The 23,817-nt window shown below is 74.1% G+C and carries 19 protein-coding genes; 6 read left to right on the forward strand and 13 right to left on the reverse strand.

Annotation, left to right across the window (positions count from 1 at the left end; all coding sequences use genetic code 11):
• Positions 1 to 232 precede the first annotated feature (232 nt).
• The 10 genes from ACIGXW_RS01160 to rsmH form a co-directional block, all read right to left on the reverse strand.
• A complete protein-coding gene (locus ACIGXW_RS01160; protein ID WP_399568611.1) occupies positions 233 to 1,111 on the reverse strand; it encodes a cell division protein FtsQ/DivIB in 879 nt (292 codons plus the stop codon).
• A 29-nt stretch (positions 1,112 to 1,140) separates the two neighbouring features.
• Positions 1,141 to 2,235 carry an undecaprenyldiphospho-muramoylpentapeptide beta-N-acetylglucosaminyltransferase gene (gene murG, locus ACIGXW_RS01165; RefSeq protein ID WP_071963485.1) on the reverse strand — a complete coding sequence of 365 codons (1,095 nt, stop codon included), beginning with the start codon at positions 2,233 to 2,235 and terminating at the stop codon, positions 1,141 to 1,143.
• Positions 2,236 to 2,241: 6 nt separating this feature from the next.
• The gene (gene ftsW, locus ACIGXW_RS01170) at positions 2,242 to 3,612 is read right to left on the reverse strand and encodes a putative lipid II flippase FtsW (RefSeq protein WP_399568613.1); all 1,371 of its coding nucleotides are present in this window, start codon (positions 3,610 to 3,612) and stop codon (positions 2,242 to 2,244) included.
• A gap of 59 nt (positions 3,613 to 3,671) precedes the next feature.
• Positions 3,672 to 5,099, reverse strand: a complete 1,428-nt coding sequence (murD, locus tag ACIGXW_RS01175) for a UDP-N-acetylmuramoyl-L-alanine--D-glutamate ligase (RefSeq protein ID WP_071963483.1) — start codon at positions 5,097 to 5,099, stop codon at positions 3,672 to 3,674.
• The gene (gene mraY / locus ACIGXW_RS01180; protein WP_399568616.1) at positions 5,096 to 6,160 is read right to left on the reverse strand and encodes a phospho-N-acetylmuramoyl-pentapeptide-transferase; all 1,065 of its coding nucleotides are present in this window, start codon (positions 6,158 to 6,160) and stop codon (positions 5,096 to 5,098) included. The genes murD and mraY overlap by 4 nt, the downstream gene beginning before the upstream one ends.
• Complete coding sequence (gene murF, locus ACIGXW_RS01185) at positions 6,160 to 7,581, reverse strand: UDP-N-acetylmuramoyl-tripeptide--D-alanyl-D-alanine ligase (protein WP_071963481.1); 1,422 nt, start codon at positions 7,579 to 7,581, stop codon at positions 6,160 to 6,162. The genes mraY and murF overlap by 1 nt, the downstream gene beginning before the upstream one ends.
• A gap of 65 nt (positions 7,582 to 7,646) precedes the next feature.
• A complete protein-coding gene (locus ACIGXW_RS01190; protein WP_399568618.1) occupies positions 7,647 to 9,350 on the reverse strand; it encodes a UDP-N-acetylmuramoyl-L-alanyl-D-glutamate--2,6-diaminopimelate ligase in 1,704 nt (567 codons plus the stop codon).
• Positions 9,351 to 9,362: 12 nt separating this feature from the next.
• Positions 9,363 to 11,270, reverse strand: a complete 1,908-nt coding sequence (locus ACIGXW_RS01195) for a peptidoglycan D,D-transpeptidase FtsI family protein (protein ID WP_399568620.1) — start codon at positions 11,268 to 11,270, stop codon at positions 9,363 to 9,365.
• Between the two features lie 8 nt (positions 11,271 to 11,278).
• Positions 11,279 to 11,902 (reverse strand): septum formation initiator family protein, encoded by a 624-nt coding sequence (locus ACIGXW_RS01200; RefSeq protein ID WP_071965997.1) that lies wholly within the window; start codon positions 11,900 to 11,902, stop codon positions 11,279 to 11,281.
• On the reverse strand, positions 11,899 to 12,858 hold the full coding sequence (gene rsmH, locus ACIGXW_RS01205) for a 16S rRNA (cytosine(1402)-N(4))-methyltransferase RsmH (protein WP_071965998.1): 960 nt from the start codon (positions 12,856 to 12,858) through the stop codon (positions 11,899 to 11,901). Before rsmH ends, ACIGXW_RS01200 begins: the two co-directional genes overlap by 4 nt.
• Before the next feature lie 297 nt (positions 12,859 to 13,155).
• Between rsmH and ACIGXW_RS01210 the strand changes: the two genes are divergently transcribed.
• The 4 genes from ACIGXW_RS01210 (at position 13,156) to ACIGXW_RS01225 (ending at position 18,622) form a co-directional block, all read left to right on the forward strand.
• Entirely contained in the window at positions 13,156 to 13,710 is a 555-nt protein-coding gene (locus ACIGXW_RS01210; RefSeq protein ID WP_399568622.1) for a beta-class carbonic anhydrase, read from the forward strand.
• A 168-nt stretch (positions 13,711 to 13,878) separates the two neighbouring features.
• The gene (locus tag ACIGXW_RS01215; protein WP_399568624.1) at positions 13,879 to 14,877 is read left to right on the forward strand and encodes an AAA family ATPase; all 999 of its coding nucleotides are present in this window, start codon (positions 13,879 to 13,881) and stop codon (positions 14,875 to 14,877) included.
• On the forward strand, positions 14,877 to 16,226 hold the full coding sequence (locus ACIGXW_RS01220; protein ID WP_399568626.1) for a DUF58 domain-containing protein: 1,350 nt from the start codon (positions 14,877 to 14,879) through the stop codon (positions 16,224 to 16,226). Before ACIGXW_RS01215 ends, ACIGXW_RS01220 begins: the two co-directional genes overlap by 1 nt.
• Positions 16,223 to 18,622, forward strand: a complete 2,400-nt coding sequence (locus ACIGXW_RS01225) for a DUF3488 and transglutaminase-like domain-containing protein (RefSeq protein ID WP_071966003.1) — start codon at positions 16,223 to 16,225, stop codon at positions 18,620 to 18,622. Before ACIGXW_RS01220 ends, ACIGXW_RS01225 begins: the two co-directional genes overlap by 4 nt.
• A gap of 84 nt (positions 18,623 to 18,706) precedes the next feature.
• Here the strand turns inward: ACIGXW_RS01225 and ACIGXW_RS01230 are convergent, their stop codons facing one another.
• The 3 genes from ACIGXW_RS01230 to ACIGXW_RS01240 all read right to left on the reverse strand — a co-directional run bounded on the left by ACIGXW_RS01230 (position 18,707) and on the right by ACIGXW_RS01240 (position 20,715).
• A complete protein-coding gene (locus tag ACIGXW_RS01230; protein ID WP_399568629.1) occupies positions 18,707 to 19,102 on the reverse strand; it encodes a DUF3040 domain-containing protein in 396 nt (131 codons plus the stop codon).
• Between the two features lie 236 nt (positions 19,103 to 19,338).
• Complete coding sequence (locus ACIGXW_RS01235; protein ID WP_071966005.1) at positions 19,339 to 20,094, reverse strand: methyltransferase domain-containing protein; 756 nt, start codon at positions 20,092 to 20,094, stop codon at positions 19,339 to 19,341.
• A 117-nt stretch (positions 20,095 to 20,211) separates the two neighbouring features.
• Positions 20,212 to 20,715, reverse strand: a complete 504-nt coding sequence (locus ACIGXW_RS01240) for an SAV_6107 family HEPN domain-containing protein (protein ID WP_071966006.1) — start codon at positions 20,713 to 20,715, stop codon at positions 20,212 to 20,214.
• Between the two features lie 192 nt (positions 20,716 to 20,907).
• Between ACIGXW_RS01240 and ACIGXW_RS01245 the strand changes: the two genes are divergently transcribed.
• Positions 20,908 to 21,702 (forward strand): ATP-binding cassette domain-containing protein, encoded by a 795-nt coding sequence (locus tag ACIGXW_RS01245; protein ID WP_399568631.1) that lies wholly within the window; start codon positions 20,908 to 20,910, stop codon positions 21,700 to 21,702.
• On the forward strand, positions 21,674 to 23,800 hold the full coding sequence (locus ACIGXW_RS01250; RefSeq protein ID WP_399568634.1) for a YhgE/Pip family protein: 2,127 nt from the start codon (positions 21,674 to 21,676) through the stop codon (positions 23,798 to 23,800). Before ACIGXW_RS01245 ends, ACIGXW_RS01250 begins: the two co-directional genes overlap by 29 nt.
• Positions 23,801 to 23,817 lie beyond the last annotated feature (17 nt).

Raw genomic sequence — 23,817 nt, forward strand, 5'->3', positions numbered from 1 at the left:
CCTCTCGCCTCGAGTTACGTATGCCTGGGGGCGGTTCTCAATGCCGACCCGAACCCTAACGTTGAAGTTTAGGGTTACCGGTGTCACTGTTCCGTGGGTTCTCTGAAGCAGGACACTAAGTCGACAAGCGGCGCGGCTTCAACGAACACGCCGAACCTCCCGTTTTTCTTTTCACCCTATGTGATCACCCATAGCCGTAGCCAACCAGGGTGCTGGCAGGCCGGGAAGGACGTCAACTCCCGGACACCGCCGGGGCGCCCGGGGCGCTCACGTCGTAGCGCTTCGCGCCCCCCGCCGCCTTGAGCAGCGCGGTGAGCGTACGGGCCTTCGCGTCGCTCCGCTCGCCACTGCCCCAGACGATGGTCCGACCGCCCGTCAGTTCCACGGTGATGGAGTCGTATGAGCGTACGCGGATGACGTGGGTGTCCCCCCGAACGGGTGGGGGCAGGGCCGCCGCCACCCGGACGGCCTCGCGTTCGAGCTGTTCGGTGCCGAAGCGCCGGTGACTGGGCGAGCCGTCGGGCTCCACGACGAGCCGGGGCACGCCCTGGAGCGGGTGATCGACTGTGGCGAACCGCACGCCCGCGCCATCGATTTCGATAAATTTCCCACCCTTTTCGAGCAGGGCTTTGGGCTGTCGTTCGGTCACTTTCAGACCGATTCCGTGCGGCCAGGATCGTTCGACGTCCACCGCCTCGATCCGCCGCAGCCGGTTGCGCAGCCGCTCGGCGATGGCGTCGGTGTCCACGGAGGCGAGGGGGTCGCCGAGCGGGACCTCGGCCGCCTCGCGCACCTCCTCGGGCGTCAGCACGGTGGTGCCGCTGACGTCCACTCGGGTGACGCGCAGCCAGGTGGAGCCGTAGAGGGCCCACCAGACGGCCGTGCCGAGGAGTACGGCCGCCAGCGACCCCAGGAGCAGCCTGCGCCGTCGCAGGGACCGGGGACGGGGCCTGGAGCCGCGTGGGGCGCCCTTACGGGGCTTGCCGCCCCGCCGGGGCGGGCGGGGCGGCAGCAGGGCGGCCCGGGACCGCTTGGGCGACCTGGCCGAGCCGGCCGCCTTGGACTTGGTGTTCTTCTGACCACCGCGCCGGGCGGTCGTCGGTCCGGCCACGCTCCCCAGCCTCCTGCTCCTACGGGCCGTCAGCCCGCTCTGCGTGCGGCAATCGCCTCGTACACCATGCCGACGAGCAGTTCGTCGGCGTCGCGCCGGCCGAACTCGGCGGCCGAACGGGACATCTCGTACAGTCGGTGCGGGTTGGACAGCACCGGGACCACCTGGCTGAGCACCCACTCGGGAGTGAGCTCGGCGTCGTCGACCAGCAGGCCGCCGCCCGCCTTGACCACGGGCTGGGCGTTGAGCCGCTGCTCGCCGTTGCCGATGGGCAGCGGGACGTAGGCCGCCGGGAGGCCGACGGCGGAGAGTTCGGCGACGGTCATCGCGCCCGCGCGGCAGAGCATCATGTCGGCCGCGGCGTACGCGAGGTCCATCCGGTCTACATACGATACCGGGATATAGGGCGGCATTCCGGGCATGTTGTCCGCATGCGGCAGTTCGTTCTTCGGACCGACCGCGTGCAGGATCTGGATGCCGGAGCGCTGCAGCGCCGGGGCGACGGCCTGGACGACCTCGTTGAGCCGGCGGGCGCCCTGCGAGCCGCCGGAGACCAGCAGCGTCGGCAGGTTGGGGTCGAGCCCGAAGGCGGCCCGCGCCTCGGGGCGGACGGCCGCCCGGTCCAGGGTCGCGATGGTGCGGCGCAGCGGGATGCCGACGTAGCGGGCGTTGCGCAGCTTGCTGTCCGGGGTGGACACCGCGACCCCGGCGGCGTAGCGCGAGCCGATCTTGTTGGCCAGGCCGGGGCGGGCGTTGGCCTCGTGGACGATGATCGGCACGCCGAGCCGCTTGGCGGCCAGGTAGCCGGGCAGCGCCACGTAGCCGCCGAAGCCGACCACGCAATCCGCCTTGGTGCGCTCCAGGATCTGCTCGGCGGCCTTGATGGTGCCGCGCAGCCGTCCGGGGACGGTGATCAGTTCCGGGGTGGGCTTGCGGGGCAGCGGTACGGCCGGGATCAGCCCCAGCTCATAGCCCCGCTCGGGCACGAGCCGGGTCTCCAGACCCCGCTCCGTGCCGAGCGCCGTGATCCCCACGGTCGGGTCCTGCCTGCGCAGGGCGTCCGCGAGGGCGAGCGCGGGCTCGATGTGGCCGGCGGTCCCCCCGCCGGCGAGTACGACATGCACCGAAATTCACCGCTCTCCGGACGGTCGCTTCTTGACGCGCCGTCTCATCGTCTTCCATCTCACCCCAGGCTGCCGCATGGCCAGCGCCGCCCGTGCACCGGGTTCGTCGCGCGCGAAGGCGATCAGGAGCCCGATGGCGAACATGGTCGGCAGCAGGGCGGACCCTCCGTAGGAGAACAGCGGGAGCGGGACACCGGCGATCGGCAGCAGGCCGAGCACCGCACCGATGTTGACCACGGCCTGGGCCGTGATCCAGGTGGTCACACCTCCCGCGGCGTACCTCACGAAGGGGTCCTCCGTGCGTCCGGCCACGCGGATACCCGCATAGCCTAGAGCCGCGAACAGGGCGAGTACCGACAGCGTCCCCGCCAGACCCAGTTCCTCGCCGGTGATGGCGAAGATGAAGTCGGTGTGGGGTTCGGGGAGTTCGCCCCATTTCTCCACACTGGCTCCGAGACCGGCACCGAACCATCCGCCGTTGGCCAGCGCGTAGATGCCGTGCACGGCCTGCCAGCACTGGTCGTTCGCACCGGGGTCGGTGGCGCCGATGCACTCCAGGCGGGACATGCGGTTGGCGCTGGTCTTGATGAAGAGTATGGCCAGGGCGGCCGTGACGCCGAAGACTCCGGAGAAGAGCCTGGTGGGGGCGCCCGCCACCCACAGCAGGCCGAGCAGCACGGCGGTCAGGACGACGGTGGTGCCCATGTCGCCGCCCAGCATGATCAGGCCGAGCAGCAGGAAGCTCACCGGCACCAGCGGCACCAGCAGGTGTTTCCACTGGGTGAGCAGCTTCTTGGACTGCTTGCGGGCCAGCAGGTCGGCGCCCCACAGGACGAGCGCGAGCTTGCCGAACTCGCTGGGCTGGAGCTGGAAGGGGCCGCCCAGGGAGATCCAGTTGGTGTTGCCGTTGATGGTCTCGCCGACGCCGGGCACCTGGACCATGCACAGCAGGATGACCGAGACCGCGAGCAGGGGGTAGGCCAGGGCGCGCAGCAGCCTGACCGGGGTGCGGGCGGCCGCGAGCAGCAGCACGGTGCCGATGGCGGCGGCCAGCAGCTGCTTGCGGAAGAAGTAGCTGGGCGCCAGGCCGTTCTGCAGCGCCTTGATCTGGGAGGCGGAGTAGACCATCACCAGGCCGAGGACGGTGATCAGCAGGGAGCCGCCGAGGACCAGGTAGTACGCGGTCAGCGGGCGGTCCCAGGCGCGCTTGGCGCGGGCGTGCAGCCCCCGCAGGCCGCCGGGGCCGCCCCGGGGGCGCCGCGGGCCGCCGGGGGCGGCTCGCGGGGCCGGACGGGGCGCCCGGGCGGGCCGGGTGCGCGCGGTGGGGCCCCGCAGGGCCGTCCACGCGCCGCTCGCGGCGGTGTCGTCGGCGTGCATCCGGGGTGTCCCCTCCGCTGGTGTCCCACGCCGCCGGCCCGCGCCGTGGGGACCAGCGGCTACTTCTGCGCGTCGCGACCGTCGGCCAGGGCCCGTACCGCCTCGGCGAAGGCCTCGCCGCGCTCGTTGTAGTTGGTGAACATGTCCATCGACGCACACGCCGGGGCCATGAGGACGGTGTCCCCCGGACCGGCGATCCGGGCCGCCTCGCGCACCGCCGCGGCCATCGCCCCAGTGTCGGTCCGCTCGAGGTCCACCACCGGGACATCCGGGGCGTGTCGCGCCAGTGCTTCCCTGATCAGCGCCCGGTCGGCCCCGATGAGGACGACGCCGCGCAGCCGCTTCGCCGAGGCGGTGACCAGCTCGTCGAACGTGGCGCCCTTGGCCAGGCCGCCCGCGATCCACACGATCGACTCGTACGCCGCCAGCGACGCCCGGGCGGCGTGGGTGTTGGTGGCCTTGGAGTCGTCCACGTAGGCGACGCCGTCGACGTCGGCGACGTGGGCGATGCGGTGGGCGTCGGGCCGGAAGGCGCGCAGCCCGTCGCGTACCGCCGCGGCCTCCACGCCGAAGGCGCGGGCGAGGGCGGCGGCGGCGAGGGCGTTGGCGATGTTGTGCGGGGCCGCCGGCTTGATGTCGGAGACCTCGGCGAGCTCCTGCGCCTGCTGGTGGCGGTTCTCCACGAAGGCCCGGTCGACGAGCAGGCCGTCGACCACGCCGAGCATGGAGGGGCCGGGGGCGCCGAGGGTGAAGCCGATGGCCCGGCAGCCCTCCTCGACGTCGGCCTCGCGGACCAGGTGCTCGGTGCGCGGGTCCTCGACGTTGTAGACGCAGGCGACCTGGTTGCCCTCGTAGATGCGGCCCTTGTCGGCGGCGTACGCCGCCATGGAGCCGTGCCAGTCGAGGTGGTCGGGCGCGAGGTTGAGGACGGCCGCGGAGTGGGCGCGCAGCGAGGGCGCCCAGTGCAGCTGGTAGCTGGAGAGCTCGACGGCCAGCACGTCGTAGGGCTCGTCGCCCAGCACCACGTCGATGATCGGGGTGCCGATGTTGCCGACGGCGGCGGTGCGCAGCCCGGCGGCCTCCAGGATGGAGGCCAGCATCTGGACGGTGGTGGTCTTGCCGTTGGTGCCGGTGATCGCCAGCCACGGCGCGGAGGTCTCGTCGCGCAGCTGCCAGGCGATCTCGACGTCGCCCACCACGTCCACGCCCGCCTCGGCGGCGGCCGCGAAGAGCGGGCTGTCCGGCTTCCAGCCCGGCGAGGTGACGACCAGGTCGGTGCCCTCGGGCAGGGTGGCGGCGTCGGCCAGGCGCACCGCGATGCCCTGGGCCTCAAGGCCTGCGGCGCGCTCGCGCAGCGCCGGGCCGTCGCCGCCGTCGACCACGGTCACCCGCGCGCCGAGGCCGGCCAGGGCGCGAGCGGCGCTGATGCCGCTCACGCCGAGACCGGCGACGGTGATGTGCTTGCCGTTGAAGCTCGTGCGGCTCACTTGATGGCCAACCATCCGGCGTAGAAGATTCCGAGTCCGACGGCCACGCACAGGCCCTGGATGATCCAGAAGCGGACCACCACAAGGACCTCGCTCCACCCCTTGAGTTCGAAGTGGTGCTGCAGCGGGGCCATCCGGAAGACGCGCTTTCCGGTGAGGCGGAAGGAGCCGACCTGGATGACCACGGACATGGTGATCAGGACGAACAGGCCGCCGAGGAGGGCGATCAGCAGCTCGGTGCGCGAGCAGATGGCCAGGCCCGCCAGCGCGCCGCCGAGGGCCAGCGAGCCGGTGTCACCCATGAAGATCTTGGCCGGGGAGGTGTTCCACCACAGGAAGCCGAAGCAGGAGCCCATCAGCGCCGAGGCGACCACGGCGAGGTCGAGCGGGTCCCGTACCTCGTAGCAGGCGGCGCCCGCGGTCAGCGGGTTGGCGCAGGACTGGCCGTGCTGCCAGGTGCCGATGAAGACGTACGCGCCGAAGACCATCACGGAGGCGCCGGTGGCGAGGCCGTCGAGGCCGTCGGTGAGGTTCACGCCGTTCGACATCGCGAGGATCATGAACAGCGCCCAGACCACGAAGATCACGGGGCCGACGGACCAGCCGAAGTCCTGGGTGAAGGACAGCCGCGTGGAGGCCGGGGTCTGGCCCCGGGTGTCGGCGAACTGCAGCGCGAGGACGGCGAAGGCGATGCCGACGATCAGCTGGCCGGCCATCTTCGCCTTGGCGCGCAGGCCCAGGCTCCGCTGCTTGACGATCTTGATGTAGTCGTCGAGGAAGCCGACCAGGCCCATGCCGGCGGTCAGGAACAGCACCAGCAGGCCCGAGGTCGTCGGCTCCTTGCTGGTGATCACCTTCGTCACGGCGTACGCGATGAGCGTGGCCAGGATGAAGGCGATGCCGCCCATGGTGGGCGTGCCCTTCTTCCCGGCGTGGCCGCGGGGGCCGTCGTCGCGGATGAACTGGCCGTAGCCCTTGCGGGCCAGGAACTTGATCAGCAGCGGGGTGCCGATGAGGGTCAGGAACAGACCGATGACACCCGCGAAGAGGATCTGGTTCATCAGCCGGCGACCTCACCGTCGACCGCGAGCAGCGCTTCGGCCACCCGTTCCAGCCCCACCGACCGGGACGCCTTCACCAGCACGACGTCACCCGGGCGCAGCTCGCTGCGCAACAGGTCGACCGCCGCCTGCGCGTCGGACACGTGCACCGACTCCTCACCCCACGAACCCTCGTTATAGGCGCCCATCTGCAGCCAGGCCGCTTCCCTGCCCCCGACTGCCACGAGCTTGCTGACGTTGAGCCGGACGGCGAGCCGTCCGACAGCGTCGTGCTCGGCGAGTGACTCCCCGCCGAGCTCGGCCATCTGACCGAGTACTGCCCACGTACGTCCGCCCCTAGCCCGTGCGGCTTCGCCCATCGCGGCCAGCGCGCGCAGCGCGGCTCGCATGGACTCGGGGTTCGCGTTGTAGGCGTCGTTGACGATCGTCACGCCGTCCGTGCGCTCGGTGACCTCCATCCGCCAGCGGGAGAGCTGGCCCGCACCGGAGAGCGCGTCGGCGATCCCGGACACAGGCATGCCCAGCTCATGGGCGACGGCGGCGGCGGCGAGCGCGTTCGACACGTGGTGCTCACCGTACAGCCGCATGGTCACGTCGGCGCACCCGGTGGGTGTGTGGAGCGTAAAGCAGGGCTGCCCGGTCCCGGTGAGGCGGACGTTCTCGGCGCGGATCTGCGCGTCGGGGGCCTCACCGAACAGGACCGTACGGGCCTTGGTGCGCGCGCTCATGGCGCGGACCAGGGGGTCGTCGGCGTTGAGCACCGCGATACCGCCCTCGGCGGCGACGGGCAGCGCCTCGACCAGCTCGCCCTTGGCCTGGGCGATCTGCTCGCGGCCGCCGAACTCGCCGATGTGCGCGGTGCCGACGTTGAGGACGACGCCGATGCGCGGCGGGGTGAGCTCGGTGAGGTAGCGGATGTGGCCGATGCCGCGGGCGCCCATCTCCAGGACGAGGTTGGCGGTGCCGGCGTCGGCGCGCAGCGCGGTCAGCGGCAGGCCGATCTCGTTGTTCAGGGAGCCGGGGGTCCACACCGTGGGGGCGAGCCGCTGCAGGAGCTGAGCGATCAGGTCCTTGGTGCTGGTCTTGCCGGCCGAGCCGGTGAGGGCGACGACGGTGGTGCCCAGCCGCTCCACGACGGCCCGGGCGAGGGCGCCCAGGGCGCGCTCGACGTCGTCGACCACGATGGCGGGGACGCCCACGGGGCGGGCGGCCAGCACGGCTGCCGCGCCCGCCTCGACGGCGCGCTGCGCGTAGTCGTGGCCGTCGACGTGTTCGCCGGCGAAGGCGGCGAAGAGGCTGCCCGGCTTCACCTCACGGGAGTCGATGACGACCGGACCGCCGACGGTTGCCAGCGGGTCCGGTATGTCGTGCTGCTGCCCGCCGGTGATGGCGGCGATCTCGGCGAGGGTCAGTGCGATCACCGGTGATCACCTCCTGCCGTTCGGGAGAGCTGCCGGGGGGAGGGTTGTACGCGCATGGCGGTCTGTCATCCCTGGTCGTTCCGGTGCTTGGTCGACGAACGCAGTCGCGTGTCGGCTTCGATCGCCTCGCGCAGCACCCGGCGGTCGTCGAAGGGGCGTACCACTCCGGCGATGTCCTGGCCCTGTTCGTGGCCCTTGCCCAGCACCAGGACGGTGTCGCCGGGTTCGGCGCGGGCGACGGCGGCGGCGATGGCCGCGGCGCGGTCCTCCAGCAGGAGGACGGTGCCGCGCTCGGCGGCGGGCACCTCGGCGGCGCCCGCGAGCATGGTGGCGAGGATCGCGAGGGGGTCCTCGGAGCGGGGGTTGTCGGAGGTCAGTACGGCCGTGTCGGCGCCGCGGGCCAGCGCGGCGCCCATCGGGGCGCGCTTGGTGGTGTCGCGGTCGCCGCCGCAGCCGAGGACGGCGTGGATACGGCCCGTGCCGACCTTGCGCAGGGCGCGGAGAACCGATTCGACGGCATCCGTCTTGTGCGCGTAGTCGACGACCGCGAGGTAGGGCTGGCCCGCGTCCACGCGCTCCAGGCGGCCGGGGACGCCGGGGACGGCCGCGACGCCGTCGGCGGCGGTCTGCGGGTCGGCGCCGGCGGCGACGAGCGCGACGATGGCGGCGAGCGCGTTGGCGACGTTGAACGGGCCGGCGAGCGGCGCTCTGGCGGTCACGGACCGGCCCTCGGGGCCCAGGACCGTGAAGGTGGAGTCGAACGGGCCGATCTCCACGTCGACCGCGCGCCAGTCGGCGTCCTCGCGGCCCTCGGCGGAGAAGGTGATCACGGGGACCTCGGACTCGCCGCGGGCGAGGCGGCGCCCGTACTCGTCGTCGGCGTTGACCACGCCGACGCGGCTGCGCTGCTTGGTGAACAGCTCCGCCTTGGCGGCGAAGTAGTCCTCCATGCCCGTGTGGAACTCCATGTGCTCCGGGCTGAGGTTGTTGAAGACGGCGACGTCGAAGACACAGCCGTCGACGCGGCCGAGGCGCAGGGCGTGGCTGGAGACCTCCATGGCCACCGAGCGCACGCCGCGCTCGCGCATGACCGCGAAGAGCGCCTGCAGGTCCGTGGCCTCGGGGGTGGTGCGCTCGGACTTGACCCGCTCGTCGCCGATCCGGGACTCCACCGTGCCGATCAGGCCCGTCGGGCCGCCCAGGGCCCGCAGCCCGCCCTCGATGAGGTAGGCGGTGGTGGTCTTGCCGGAGGTGCCGGTGATGCCGATCTGCAGCAGGTCGCCGCCGGGCTCGCCGTAGATCGTGGCGGCCAGGGCGCCCATGCGGGCGCGCGGGTCCTCGACGCCGAGGACCGGCAGGCCCGCGGCTCCGGCGCGCTCCGCGCCCGCCGGGTCGGTCAGCACGGCCACCGCGCCCAGGCCCGCGGCCTGGGCGGCGAAGTCCGCGCCGTGGAAGCGGGCGCCGGGCAGGGCGGCGTAGACGTCGCCCGGGCGCACGGCCCGCGAGTCGTGGGTGATGCCGGTGGCCTCGACGGCCTCCGCGCCCGCGGGGACGGGAATGCCCAGCTGACCGGCCAGCTCCGCGAGGGGCACGGGGCGGACCTGGGTGGGGCGGGGCGCTCCCGGGGCCATGGCGGGGGCGTCCTGGTGCGTGGTGTGGGACTGATCAGCGTGGGGCACGGCGGTGAGCGTACCGGGCGACCCCGCCTCGTCGCGAAGCGAGGGGCGCACCGGGCCGCGGTTCCCCGGATCGGGAGTGATCGTCGTCACGGCCGGCCCGGCTCACTGCTCGTCGTAGCTCACCGGCAGCCGGGGCGGCTGCGAGCCCGACGGCGGCACCTGGAGGGTCTTCAGGGCGAACTCCATGACCTGCTTGAAGACCGGACCGCAGATCTGCCCGCCGAAGTAACTGCCCTTGGTGGGGTTCTGGATGGCGCAGTAGACCGTCAGCCGGGGCTGGTCCGCGGGGGCGAAGCCGGCGAAGGAGGCGGTGTAGCCGTGGTAGCGGCCGGTGAGCGGGTCCACCCGGTTGGACGTGCCGGTCTTACCGGCGACGCGGTAGCCGGGGATCTTGGCCTTGGTGCCGGTGCCCTCCTGGTCGTCGACCACCGACTCCAGCATCGCGGAGAGCTCCTTGGCGGTCTTCTCGCTGATCACGCGGGTACGCGGCGGGGCCTGGGCGGGCTCGAAGCGGCCGTCGGGGCCCTTGGCGCCGCGGACCAGCGAGGGCTGTACGCGCTCGCCGCCGCCGGCGATGGTGGAGTACACCGAGGCAGCCTGGACGGCGTTGAGGGACAGGCCCTGGCCGAAGGGGATGGTGAAGGGCCGGGAGGACTTCCAGTCCTTGGGCTTGGCGAGGATGCCGGGGGTCTCGCCGGGGAAGTTCAGGCCGGTGGGACGGCCGACGCCGAACTTCCGGAGATAGGTGTAGAGGACCTGGTTGGCCTCCTCACGGCTCTTGCCGAGCTGCTCGCTGGCCAGGATGGTGCCGATGTTGCTGGACTTGGCGAGGACGCCGTTGAGGGTCAGGTGCCAGGTGGGGTGGTCGACGTCGTCGGCGAAGGCCCGGTCGGCGCGCGGCAGCCGGTTGGGCACCTCGACGTGCGTGGCGGGCGTGGCGACGCCCTCCTCCAGGACCGCGGCCATGGTCATGACCTTGCTGACGCTGCCCGGTTCGTAGGCGTCCTGCAGCGCGAAGTTGCCCAGGGCGGCCCGGTCGGCCTTGTCGAGCTCGTTGGGGTTGTAGCCGGGGGCGTTGGCCATGGCCAGGACCTCGCCGGTGCGGGTGTCCTGGACGACGACGTAGCCGCGGTCCGCCTGCGAGTCCTTCACCTGGCGGGCGATGGCGCTCTGGGCCGCCCACTGGATGTCGCGGTCGATGGTCAGCTCGACGTCGGAGCCGGGCACGGCGGCCTGCTCCTTGACGTCCCCGGTGGGCACCTGGCGGCCGCCGGACTGGGCGTACACGCGCCGGCCGTTCTTGCCCGCGAGGGTCTCGTTGAGCTGGGCCTCCAGGCCCCCGGCGCCCTGGCCGTCGCTGTTGACGAAGCCCAGCATGCCGGCGGCGAGCTCGCCGTTGGGGTACACGCGCTTGCTGTGGGACTCGCGGTTGACGCCCGCGAGGACGTTCGCGCCCCTGCCGCGGGCGGCCCGGTCGGCCTGCGTCTTCTTCAGCTCGGTGATCTTCTTCCAGACCTGGGGGCTCTGGCGCCGGGCGAGGACGACGTACTTCGACTTGGGGTTGGCGGTGAGCCTCTCCTCCAGCACGTCGCTCTCCTCGTGCAGCACGGGTGCCAGGAGCTCGGCGGCCAGCCGGGCGGCGCCCTCGGCCTTGATCCGCTCGGGGGTGAGCAGGTCGGGGGCGGCGGTGATGTCGTAGGCGTCGACGGTGGTGGCCAGGGCCACGCCACTGCGGTCGGTGATGGAGCCGCGCTCGGCGGCCAGCGTGACCGGGATGTAGCGGTTGACGTTGGCCCGGGCCGCGTAGGCGTCGGCGTCGACGGCCTGCACCTGCAGCAGCCGCACGGTGAAGACGAGCAGGACGAGCGTGAGCCCGACCCCGATCATGCGCAACCGGGGCCGGGGGCTGCCCAGCCGCAGGGCCTGGGAGCCCGGGCGGGGGCGTGCCGGTCGCGCGGCGGGGCGCGCGGGCCCGGGAACCGGGCGGCGGGGCTGCCTGGGCGCCGTCACGACCTCACCTACCTGATCTGTCGGAGGTTCCCCGCCGCGGTGGGCAGCGGGAGCGCCGGTTCGGGGAGCGCCGGCGCGGGGGCGTCGGCCGGGGCGGTGGGCCCCTGGTTGCGTACGGGCGGGAGCCCGGCGGGGGGCTGCGCGGCCGCGTCCCGCCCGGCCGGCGGCTGAGCCTGCGGGGGCAGGACGGCCGGGGGCGGCTCGGCGGCGGGCGCCTCGGGCGCCGGGGGCAGGGGCGCGGGGGCGACGTAGGACGCGGGGGTGGCGGGGTCCTCGGAGCCGGCGGGGACCGGGACGCCGCTGACGGTGCCGTCGGGGTTGAGGAAGGCGGGGCTGCCGCCGGGAATCATGCCCAGCTCGCGGGCGCGGCGCTCGAGCGCGTCGGGCGCGGCGAGCTGGTCGACCTCCTGCTGGAGGGCCTGCTGCTCGTCGGTGAGCTCGGTGGTCTTGCGCTGGAGCCGGCTGAGGTCGAAGGAGCCCTGGTTGAGGGAGGAGTTCAGCAGCAGCAGCGAGATGAGGCCGGAGCCGAGCAGCACGACGACCAGGAGGACGAAGGGGGTGCGCTTGGCTCCGGCGGCGCCGGCCGGCAGCAGCCGGCCCAGGCGGGCGCCCCGGCGGGCGGCCGGGGTCACGGGATGTCCTCGCGGATGCGCTCGGCGCCGCGCAGCCGGGCGGGGGCCGCCCGCCGGTTCTCCGCGATCTCCTCCTCGGTGGGCAGCTCGGCGCCGCGCGTGAGCAGCTTCAGCCGGGGCTGGTAGCGCTCGGGCACGACCGGCAGCCCGGGCGGCGCGGTGGTGGCGGCGCCCGCCGCGAAGACGCCCTTGACGATGCGGTCCTCCAGCGACTGGTACGACAGCACGGCGATCCGGCCGCCGACCGCGAGCGAGGCGACGGCGGCGGGGATGGCGGCCTCCACGCTGGCCAGCTCGGCGTTGACCTCGATGCGCAGGGCCTGGAAGGTGCGCTTGGCGGGGTTGCCGCCGGTGCGCTTGGCGGCCTGCGGCAGGGCGTCGCGGATGAGCTCGACGAGCCGGGCGCTGTTGGAGAAGGGCTCCTTCTCGCGCTCGCGGACGATGGCCGAGACGATCCGCTTGGCCTGCTTCTCCTCGCCGTACGCGCGCAGGATCCGCACCAGCTCGCCGGGCGGGTAGGTGTTGAGGACCTCGGCGGCGCTTATTCCGCTCGTCTGGTCCATCCGCATGTCCAGCGGCGCGTCCTGCGCGTAGGCGAAGCCGCGGTCGGCCTCGTCGAGCTGCATGGAGGAGACGCCGAGGTCGAAGAGGACGCCCTGGACCTTGGGGATGCCGAGCCGCTTCAGGACGTCGGGCAGCTCGTGGTAGACGGCGCGCACCAGCGTGGCGCGGTCACCGAAGGGCGCGAGGCGCTCCCCGGCGAGCGCCAGGGCCGTGGGGTCCCGGTCGAGGGCGACGAGCCGCGCCTCGGGGAAGCGGGTGAGCAGCGCCTCGCTGTGGCCGCCGGCGCCGAGCGTGCAGTCGACGACGACGGCACCGGGCTCGGTGAGGGCGGGGGCGAGCATGTCCAGGCAGCGCTGGAGCATGACGGGGACGTGTCGCGCGTTGCTGCTCATGCGCCCTTCTGAGAAGTACGGGGAGGCGCGGGGCGCACGCACCGCCGGGTCCCCGCCCGCTCGAAGGGGAAGCGGCCGTTCTGACGCCGGGGAAGCGCCGTCAGGGCGACCGGGAGCGGGAGGAGGCCGAGGGGTACGTAAGCGCACCGCGCGCACGTGGTGGTTCTTCGGATCCAAGGGGAGCGTCACGCCTCCCACTTCGCGCCACTTTAGTCCACTCGTCCCCTCGGTCAACCAACTGGCCAGCGCGTCACTCCGCGCGTGCGCCGCGGCCGGGCGCCGACTACCTTCATCCCTATGTCGATATCCGCGTCTCAGCCGCAAAAGCCCAGCTCCGGCACCGGGCCCGTCTCCGGGACGGTCACCGACCGTCTGGTGGAGGCCAACGCGAAGTACGCCTCCGCGTTCACCGACCCGGGCATGGACGCCCGCCCCGTCCTGAAAGTCGCGGTCGTCGCCTGCATGGACGCCCGTCTCGACCTCCACGCCGCGCTGGGCCTGCAGCTCGGCGACTGCCACACCATCCGCAACGCGGGCGGCGTGGTCACCGACGACATCATCCGCTCGCTCACCATCAGCCAGCGCGCGCTGGGCACCCGGTCGGTCGTACTGATCCACCACACCGGCTGCGGCCTGCTGAACCTCACCGAGGACTTCCGGCACGAGATCGAGGCCGAGGTCGGCCAGCGGCCGGCGTGGGCGGTGGAGGCGTTCAAGGACCTCGACCAGGACGTGCGCCAGTCGATGCAGCGCGTGCGCACCTCCCCCTTCCTCCCCCACCGCGACGATGTGCGCGGCTTCGTCTTCGACGTCTCGACGGGTCTGCTGCGGGAGATCGACCCCCGGCCCTGACCGCGATGCGGCGAGTTATCCACAGGCGGTGACGGGACACCGCGCGGGCGGCAAGAATGCCTACGGGCGCCGCCTCCGCCGATGCGTGCGGGCGCGGTGTCCGTGCTGCGGGGTGGGCCGGTCCGTACCGTCGGGCCCCGGCCCTGGAAATGGGCCGAGGAGGGCCGGGTGACGACCTATGACGATCGAGCGAGCCTGAGCGATCTGACCACGACGGCGGAGCGTGTCCGCAGGTCGGTGGAGGGTGTGATCGAGGGCAAGCCGGAGGTCGTACGGCTCTCGCTGACCGTGCTGCTGGCCGAGGGCCATCTGCTGATCGAGGACGTGCCGGGGGTGGGCAAGACCATGCTCGCCAAGGCGCTGGCGCGCTCCATCGACTGCTCGGTGCGGCGCATCCAGTTCACGCCGGACCTGCTGCCGTCCGACATCACCGGCGTGAGCGTCTACGACCAGCAGCGCCGCGAATTCGAGTTCAAACCGGGGGCGATCTTCGCGCAGATCGTGATCGGTGACGAGATCAACCGCGCCTCCCCCAAGACCCAGTCGGCGCTGCTGGAGTCGATGGAGGAGCGCCAGGTCACCATCGACGGGCACACCTACGAGCTGCCGAGCCCGTTCATGGTGGTGGCCACCCAGAACCCCGTCGAGATGGAGGGCACGTATCCGCTGCCGGAGGCGCAGCGCGACCGCTTCATGGCCCGCGTGTCGATCGGCTACCCCAGCCCGGAGGCCGAGCTGCGGATGCTGGACGTGCACGGGGGCCTCTCCCCGCTGGACGACCTGCAGCCCGTCGCGCACGCGCACGAGATCGTCAAGCTGGTCGACGCGGTCCGCACGGTCCACGTCGCCGACTCGGTGCGGCGGTACGCGGTCGACCTGGTCGGCGCGACCCGCAACCACCCCGAGCTCAGACTGGGCGCGTCGCCGCGGGCGACGCTGCACCTGCTGCGGGCGGCGAAGGCCGCGGCGGCCCTGGCCGGCCGCGACTTCGCCCTGCCGGACGACGTGCGGGCGCTGGCGGTGCCGGTCCTCGCGCACCGGCTGCTGCCGACCGCGCAGGCGCAGCTCGGCCGGCGCACGGCCGAGCAGGTCGTCCTGGACATCCTGCAGCGCACCCCCGTGCCCGACCCGTTCAGCCGGCAGCCGCCGGGCGCCGGGCGGCTGTGATGCGGCGGCCCACGGGCGCACGGGAGGCCGGGGGCGGTCTGGGGGCGGCGCTGGGCGGGCTGACCACCCGGGGCCGCTCGTTCCTGGCGGCCGGGGTGGCCGCGGCCGGGTGCTCCTACGTCCTGGGCCAGGAGGACCTGCTGCGGGTGGGGCTGCTCCTGACCGTGCTGCCCCTGGTGTGCGTGGTCGTGCTGCACCGCACCCGGCACCGGGTCACGGGCAGCAGGCGGCTCGCGCCCGCGCGGGTGAGCGCCTCGGCGGAGGCCCGGGTGAGCCTGCGCGTCGACAATGTCTCGCGGCTGCCCACGGGCGTGCTGATGCTCCAGGACCGGGTGCCCTACGTGCTGGGGCCGCGCCCGCGCTTCGTCCTGGCCCGCATGGAGCCGGGCGGGCGGCGCGAGGTGTCCTACCGGGTCCGCTCGGATCTGCGCGGCCGCTATCCGCTGGGCCCCCTGGAGCTGCGGCTGACGGACCCGTTCGGGATGTGCGAGCTGACCCGGGGCTTCGGGGCCTACGACACGCTGACGGTCGTGCCGCGCGTCGAGGCGCTGCCGCCGGTGCGGCTGGGCGGCCGGAGCGCGGGCTACGGCGACGGGCGGCACGGCGCGCTCGCCCTGGCCGGCGAGGACGACATCATCCCGCGCGGCTACCGCCACGGCGACGACATGCGCCGGGTGCACTGGCGCTCCACCGCCCGGTACGGCGAGCTGATGGTGCGCCGCGAGGAGCAGCCGCAGCGGGCCCGGTGCACGGTGCTGCTGGACACCCGCGCCGTCGCCTACGCGGGGGCGGGGCCGCACTCGCCCTTCGAGTGGGCGGTGGCGGGGGCGGCCTCCGTCGCGGTGCATCTGCTGGAGCGGGGCCTGGCGGTGCGGCTGCTGACCGACACGGGCAGCTCGGTGCCGGGCCCGGAGGGCACGGGCGGCGCCGGCTCCCCGCACGGCTCGGCGGACCTGGCCGGCCTGATGCTGGACACCCTCGCCGTGCTGGACCACTCCGAGGGCACCGGCCTCTCCCCCGCCCATGACGCGCTGCGCGGGGGCGACGGGGGGCTGCTGGTCGCGTTCTTCGGCGAGCTGGACGAACAGCAGGCGATGACCGCCGCGCGGATGCGCCGGCGCAGCGGCGCGGCGGTGGCCTTCGTCCTGGACGGCGCCTCCTGGGCGGGCGCGCCGCAGGGCGCGGACCGCGGGGGCGCGAAGGAGCGGCTGCGCGTGCTGCGCGAGGCGGGGTGGACGGCGCTGCCGGTCGCCCCGGGCGCGGCGCTGCCCGATCTGTGGCGGCTCGCGGGCGCGCCGGACGGCCTGGCGGACGCCCGCCGGGACGGCGTGGCGGGGGGCCGGTCATGAGCGGGTCGGTGCGCTCGGCGGTGTGCGCGGCGGTGGCCACGCTCGCGGCGGCCGGCGCGATGCTGCCGCTGATCGACCGGTCCACGTGGCTGCTGCAGGCCGCCCTGCTGCTGACCGTGCAGACGGCGGTCGGCGCGGTGGCCCGCAGGGTGCCGCTGGCGAGGTGGCTGACGGTCGTGGTGCAGGCGCTGACCGGGCTGTTGCTGCTCACCGTGGTCTTCGCCCGGTCGCAGGCGATCGGCGGGCTGCTGCCGGGGCCGGGTGTCTTCCGGGAGTTCGGCCAGCTGCTGCAGGAGGGCGCGGAGGACGTCGGGCGGTATGCGATCCCGGCGCCGGCGACGCTGGCCATCCGGCTGCTGCTGGTCGGCGGGGTGTTGGTCGTGGGCCTGGTGGTGGACGCGGTGGCGGTCACGTTCCGCAACGCGGCGCCGGCGGGCCTGCCGCTGCTCGCCCTGTATTCGGTCGGGGCCGGGCTGGCCAAGGGCGGCTTCGACTGGCTGTGGTTCCTGGCGGCGGCGGGCGGCTATCTGCTGCTGCTCCTGGCCGAGAGCCGTGAGCGGCTCTCGCAGTGGGGCCGGGTCTTCGCCGGCGGACCGCATCCCCCGCCGCCCGGCTCCCCCGGGCCGACGGCCGGGAGCCCTGGGCCCGCCGTGAGCCCGGTGCGCACGGGGCGGCGGATCGGTGCGCTCGCGCTCGGACTCGCCCTGGCGATACCGGCCGTGCTGCCGTCGGTCGGCGGCGGGCTGCTGCAACCGCACGGCAGGGGCGCGGGCTCCGGCGGCGACGGCGGCACGATCTCCGCCGTCAATCCGCTGGTCTCGCTGCAGAACAACCTCAACCAGCCGGAGAACCGCGAGGTGATGCGCTACCGCACCTCCACGGCCTCCACCGAGGACCTGTATCTGCGCATCGTCGCGCTCGACGAGTTCGACGGTTCGTCATGGCGCGCCTCCGAGCGGCGCATCACGGACGTGCCCGACCCGCTGCCCGCCCCGGCCGGGCTGGCCCCCGGGGCCCGCACCACGGAGGTGACCACCTCCGTCTCGGCCTCCGAGGGCTACCGGCAGAACTACCTTCCCCTGCCCTATCCGGCGGAGCGGGTCCGGGTCGGGGGGCAGTGGCGTTACGAGCCGGAGGGCCGGACGCTGGTCGGCGACCACGGGCAGACCACCCGCGGCGTCCGCTATCAGGTCTCCAGCCTGCTGGTGGAGCCGACCGCCGCCCAGCTCGCGGCGGCGCCCGCGCCCCCTCAGCAGCTGCTGCGCGAGTACACCAAGGTGCCGCCGACGCTGCCGAAGGTGGTGTCCTCGACGGCCCGGAAGGTGACCGCCGGTGCGGCGAACGCCTATCAGCAGGCGGTCAGGCTGCAGGACTGGTTCTCCGTGGGCGGCGGCTTCCAGTACGACACCGAGGTGCGCTCGGGCAGCGGCAGCAACGCGATAACGCGCTTCCTGGAGGAGAAGAAGGGCTTCTGCGTCCACTTCTCCTTCTCCATGGCGGCCATGGCCCGGACGTTGGGCATCCCCGCGCGGGTGGCGGTCGGCTTCACACCGGGCACTCCGCAGACGGACGGCTCGGTGTCGGTCGGCTCCAAGGACGCGCACGCCTGGCCCGAGCTGTACTTCGAGGGCGCCGGGTGGACCCGCTTCGAGCCCACGCCGAGCCGGGGCACCCCGCCGGAGTACACGGTCTCGCAGACCCCCAGCACCCCCGACCCGGCCGAGCCGGAGCCGCTGCCGCGCCGCTCCGCCGCGCCGGCGCCGGCCCCTTCGGCGGACGCGGGCTGCCCCCCGCAGCTGAAGAAGGACGGCGGCTGCCCGGAGCCCGCGCGGCAGGCATCCGCCGCCGACGGCGGCGGGCCGTCCTGGCGCACACCGGCCGGTGTGGCGTTGGCGGTGCTGGTCGCGTTGGCGCTGCCCGTGCTGCCGCTGCTGTGGCGGGTGCGGGTACGGGCCCGGCGCCTGCGCGGCGGGGGCGATCCGGGGGCGGACACGCTGGCCGCCTGGCGTGAGCTGACCGACTCGGCCTGGGACTACGGCATCCCGCCCGACGGGTCCCTGACGCCCAGGACGGCGGCCGAGCGGATCGTACGGGCCGCGGCTCTGGAGGCTCCGGCAGCCGGGGCCGCGGGCCGGCTGGCCACGGCGGTCGAGCAGGTGCTGTACGCCCCTTCGCCGCGGCCGGCGGCCGAACCGGCCGCGGACGTCGCGGCGGTGCGGGCGGGCCTGCGGGCCTGGGCGGGCCACCGGACGCACCTGCGTGCTCTGCTGGTGCCCCGCTCGGCCGCCCGTCTCGCATGGGGCGCCTCGCGCCGCCGGGCGGAAGCGGGTGCACGGCTACGCACCGCGCTCAGGCGCCGCACAGTCGGTGACGGACCATCGGCCCGAGGTCAGTGACGGTTCCCCGGCGCGGGCATACGCCTGGGGGCCAGGACCGACGGTCCTGGCCCCCAGGGCCACGCTGAAAGGGGATCGCCGGGCTCAGTGGCCCTGTTCGTCACGGCGGCGCTGCCACCGCTGCTCGATCCGGTCCATCATGCCGCGACGGCGACCGGCCGGCCGCCGGGGCATTCCCGCCGGGGCGGCACCCTGCTGGGCACCCGGCCGGGGAGCCTTCCGCCAGCCCGTCACCGCGAGCACGGCGCAGCCCAGCATGACGAGGAAGCCCACGACGCTGATCCAGATCCGCTGGGCGACCATTCCGGCCATGAGGAGCGCGATGCCCACCAGAAAACCCGCGACCGCCTGGTAGACCCGTCGCCGGGTGTACGTACGCAGGCCGCTGCCCTCGAGCGCTGTCGCGAACTTGGGATCTTCGGCGTACAGCGCTCGCTCCATCTGCTCGAGCATGCGCTGCTCGTGCTCCGAGAGCGGCACGGAGTCCTCCTACTCGTCGGTCGCGGGGGGCGACCGGGTGCGACCCTTTCAGGATAGGCAGGGAATCGCCCCCGTGAAACCCGCCCCTCTGCGCCAAATCGGCCACCGGCCCCGGTGTGGCGATCGATGCCGTCGGGACGTACATTCCCTGCTCGCCGATCCGCCATGCCGGACGGTGTCCCCCGATCATACGGGGCGAACGGGCCGACCGGGTGGCCTGCGTGCGATGCGCGGATTCAGCCGCGCTCGGCCAGGACGTGCAGTTGGGTGGCCACCGAGTGGAAGGCCGGCAGCTCGGCCGCCGCGGCCTCCAGCGCCAGGAGCGCGTCGAGGGCTCCGGGCTCGGCGTCGACGAGGACTCCGGGCACCAAGTCGGCGAAGACGCGCACGCCGTGCACCGCGGAGACCTCCAGGCCCGCGTCGCCCGCGAGCGCGCTGAGCTGCTCGGCGGTGAAGCGCCGGGTGACCGGGTCGCCGGCGCCCCAGTGCCCGGCGGGGTCGGTCAGGGCCTGGCGGGCCTCGGTGAAGTGCCCGGCGAGGGCGCGGGCGAGCACGGCGCCGCCGAGGCCGGCGGCGAGCATGCTGAGGGTGCCGGCGGGGCGGAGCGCGGCGGCGGCGTTGCGGACGCTCTCCGCGGGGTCCTCCACGTACTCCAGCACGCCGTGGCACAGCACCAGGTCGTAGCCGCCGCGCTCGACGACGTCGAACAGGCCGTGGGCGTCGCCCTGGACGCCGCGGACGAGGTCGGCGACGCCGGCCTCGGCGGCCCGGCGCTCGAGGGCGAACAGCGCGTTGGGGCTGGGGTCGACGACGGTGACCCGGTGGCCGAGCCGCGCGAGCGGCACGGCGAACTTGCCCGAGCCGCCACCGGTGTCCAGGACCTCCAGGGCGTCCCGGCCCGCGGCCTTGACCCTGCGGTCGAGGGCGTCCCGCAGGACCTCCCAGACCACGGCGGTACGGAGGGACGCCCGGGGGCGCAGGGGGTCTGACACGGCGGGTGACTCCTCGGCGACGACGGATGACCGGCGGACGACTGCCGTCGGCGGCCCCCAGCCTAATGGGCCCCACCACGCCGTTCCGCACCCCGACCGCGCCGCCCGCGCGCCGCCTCAGCCCGCCCGGCCGTACTCCGCCAACGGCTGCCGGGGCAGCCTCGGCTGGAGCACCAGCATCCGCTCGACCAGGCGCAGGAAGGCGTCCGCGTCCCGGAGCAGGTCATCGGCGTCCCGGCGGCTCGCGGCCGACCGTATGCCCGCCTCGGCCCGCGCCCGGCGCTCGGCGCCGGAGGCGAACAGGGCGCTCCACTCGGCCAGTTCGGGAGCGACCTCCGGCAGCACGTCCCAGGCGCTGCGGATGCGGCGGCGCCCGCGCCGGGGCGGCTCGGGGCGGGCCCGGGCGGCGAGCACGGCGGCGGCGGTGCGCAGGGCGGCGAGGTGTGCGGTGGCGTAGCGCTCGTGGGGCGCGTCCAGCCCGGCGGCCTCCGCGAGGCCCCGGTGGGCCTGGGTGAGCAGGTCGAGAGCCGCGGGCGGGGCTACGGCACCGGGCGACGGGGGCGTCCCGTCGGCCCTCGAGGTCAGGGGGGAGGGATGGACGTCGCTCACGCGGGCTGCCATGACGAACCTCCTTCGTCGGGGGCGATCCGCACGGTGACGGAGCCGCCGCATGGGCCCATCGTGGGGCACCCCACTGACAATCGCCCCTGACCTGCGCGAACGCCCGCACGGGAGGACGGGGTTGACGGGCGGGGGGCCCGGCGCGCCATACTTTTTGCACTGACCAGTCAGTACAAGATCGTTGGAGGTCGCGTGGACAGCACCCCGCACGGAGCCGCGATCACGGCCGAGGCCCTCGGGGTGAAGGGGCCACGCGGCTGGGTCTTCCGCGATGTGGACGTCGCCGCCCCACCCGGCTCGCTCGTCGCCCTCGAAGGGCCCTCCGGCTCCGGCCGCACCTGTCTGCTGCTCACTCTCACCGGACGTATGCGCCCCACCTCCGGCCGGGCCGAGGTCGGCGGCCTGCCGCTGCCGGGAAGGATGGCGGCCGTCCGGCGGACGAGCGCGCTCGCCCACGTCCCCGGCGTCGCCGAACTCGACCCCGCCCTCACCGTCGCCGAGCACCTGCGCGAACGAGGGCTGCTGCAGCGCCGGTTCGGCGGCCCGCCGCTCACCTGGCTGCGGCCGCGCGCCGGCCGCGACGCGGCCCGGGCCCGTACCGACACCGCCCTCGCGGCCACCGGGCTCGACCTGACCGCGCTGCCCAAGGGGGCGGCCACGGTGGTGCGGGAGCTGGAGCGCCTCGACGCGCTGCGGCTGTCGCTGGCCCTGGCGCTCATCGGCCGGCCGCGGCTGATCGCCGTGGACGACACCGACCTCAAGCTCCCGGACGCGGAACGCGAGCAGGCCTGGGCGCTGCTGCGCTCGCTCACCGGAGCCGGCACGAGCGTGCTGGCGGTCTGCAGCCAGGCGCCCCCGGGCGCCCTCGTCGTGCCGACCGCACCGGACGCACGGCGGCCGACGGCTCGCACCACCCCCGCCCGCGACACCGCCGGCCACGGCAGGAAGGGAGCAACGGATGCGCTCGCCGAAACTGGCCGCGCTTGAACTGAGGCGCTTCGCCAGGGGCAGCCTGCCCCGCGCCGCCCTCGTCGCGCTGCTCCTGCTGCCGTTGCTCTACGGCGCCCTGTACCTGTGGTCCTTCTGGGACCCCTACGGGCGGCTCGACAAGGTGCCCGTGGCCCTGGTCAACGCCGACCGCGGCACGCGGGTGGACGGCGAGAGGCTGACCGCCGGGGACACCATCGCCGAGGGGCTGCGCGGCAGCAAGTCCTTCGACTGGCACGAGACGAGTGCCGCCGAAGCCCGCAGGGGCGTCGAGAAGGGCCGGTACTACCTGTCGCTGACCATTCCCGCCGACTTCAGCGAAAAGGTCGCCTCCAGCTCCGGTACGACACCCACGACCGGTGCGCTCCAGGTCCGTACGAACGACGCCAACAACTACATCGTCGGCCAGATATCCCGCACGGTCTTCTCCGAGGTCCGCGCCACCGCGTCCCGCAGGACCTCGCGCTCCTTCTACGACAAGATCTTCGTCTCCTTCTCCGGCCTCCACGACGAGACGGCGAAGGCAGCGGACGGCGCCGACCGGCTGGGCGAGGGCATCGGCACGGCGCGCAAAGGGGCCGGGGACCTCAAGGACGGCCTGGCACGGGCCCAGCGCGGCAGCGGCGACCTCGAGACCGGCGTGGACAAGCTGCACACCGGCGCGGGCGCCCTGGACGAGAAGTCGCGGGAGCTGGCCACGGGCGCGCGGCAGGTGGCGGCCGGCACCCGGCAGCTGGCCGAGAAGGTGAACGGCGCGGCCGGCCGCGAGGGAGCCTTCGTCAAGGAACACGCCCAGGAGATCGGCAAGGCGGCCCGCGTCGTCGCCAAGGAGACGAAGACACTCCGCGAGCACCTGGGCGACCTGCCCTCCCCCGCCGTCACCGGGCCGCTGGCCGAGGGCAGCCGCAAGAGCGCGGCCGCCCTCTCCACGGCGTACGAGGAGCAGTGCGCGACGCGCCCCGCCGCCTACTGCCCCGCCCTGAAGAAGGCCGTCTTCGCCGCCGACCAGTCCGCCACCGGCGCCGCGAGGCTCGACGCCCTCGTCCGCGACGAGGGCGGCGAACTCGAACGGCTCCCCGGCCGGCTGGACACCCTGCACGCCTACGCCCAGCGGCTCGCCGACGAGGCCCCCGACCTCGCACGGGACATCGACGGCGCCGTACGGAAGGTCAACGCCCTCGACGACGGCGCCCACAAGGTGGCCGACGGGGCCGGCCGGCTCCACACCGGGGCCGGGCAGCTGCACAGCGGCCTCGGCACCGCCAAGGAGGGAGCCGCCGGCCTCGACGACGGCATCGGCAAGCTGCGCGAGGGCGCCGACGCGCTCCAGGGCGGCATCGTCAAGCTCTCCGACGGCTCCGCCCGGCTCGCCGGCGGACTGCACGACGGCGTCGCCCGGATCCCCGACTACGACAAGAACGACCGGGACGCCCGTACCGAGGTGATGGCCGATCCGGTCCGGCTGGCGTCCCAGGCGACGCACAAGGCCCCCAACTACGGCACCGGCTTCGCCCCGTACTTCATCCCGCTGTCCCTGTGGGTGGGCGCCATGGTCGCCTACATGCTCGTCCAGCCCCTCAACCGCCGGGCCCTGGCCTCCGGCGCCTCCCCGTGGCGGATCGCGCTGGCGGGCTGGCTGCCGGTCGTCGCCGTCGGCACGGTCCAGGCCGGTGCGCTGCTGGCCGTGCTGCACTGGGCGCTGGGCCTGCAGATGGCGCGCGCGGCGGGCACGGCCGGCTTCCTCGTCCTCGTCGCGGCCTGCTTCGCGGCCATCGTGCAGTGGCTGGGCGCCCGCTTCGGACCGGCCGGCCGCATCCTGGTGCTGGCGCTGCTGATGCTCCAGCTCACCTCGGCGGGCGGCACGTATCCCGTGCAGACCAGTCCCGGGTTCTTCAACGCCATCCACCCCTTCCTGCCGATGAGTTACGTCGTCGAGGGGCTGCGCCACCTGATCACCGGCGGCGGGACGGCGCCCGTGTGGCAGGCGTGCGGCGTGCTGGCCGTGTTCACGGTGTGCGCGCTGGCCCTGACCGCCTTCGCGGCGCGCGGCAAACAGGTCTGGTCCGTGAAACGGCTGCACCCGGAGCTGACTCTGTGAGCGCGGACACTGCGAGT

It is taken from the genome of Streptomyces sp. NPDC053079 (genome assembly GCF_044546695.1).
Lineage (GTDB): Bacteria > Actinomycetota > Actinomycetes > Streptomycetales > Streptomycetaceae > Streptomyces.

Coding starts and splice junctions, on each gene's coding strand:
- mraY (WP_399568616.1), bottom strand. CDS start 6,160: ATGAACCAGATCCTCTTCGCGGGTGTCATCGGTCTGTTCCTGACCCTC.
- ACIGXW_RS01220 (WP_399568626.1), top strand. CDS start 14,877: ATGCGGCGGCCCACGGGCGCACGGGAGGCCGGGGGCGGTCTGGGGGCG.
- rsmH (WP_071965998.1), bottom strand. CDS start 12,858: ATGAGCAGCAACGCGCGACACGTCCCCGTCATGCTCCAGCGCTGCCTG.
- ACIGXW_RS01225 (WP_071966003.1), top strand. CDS start 16,223: ATGAGCGGGTCGGTGCGCTCGGCGGTGTGCGCGGCGGTGGCCACGCTC.
- ACIGXW_RS01240 (WP_071966006.1), bottom strand. CDS start 20,715: ATGGCAGCCCGCGTGAGCGACGTCCATCCCTCCCCCCTGACCTCGAGG.
- ACIGXW_RS01210 (WP_399568622.1), top strand. CDS start 13,156: ATGTCGATATCCGCGTCTCAGCCGCAAAAGCCCAGCTCCGGCACCGGG.
- ACIGXW_RS01250 (WP_399568634.1), top strand. CDS start 21,674: ATGCGCTCGCCGAAACTGGCCGCGCTTGAACTGAGGCGCTTCGCCAGG.
- ftsW (WP_399568613.1), bottom strand. CDS start 3,612: ATGCACGCCGACGACACCGCCGCGAGCGGCGCGTGGACGGCCCTGCGG.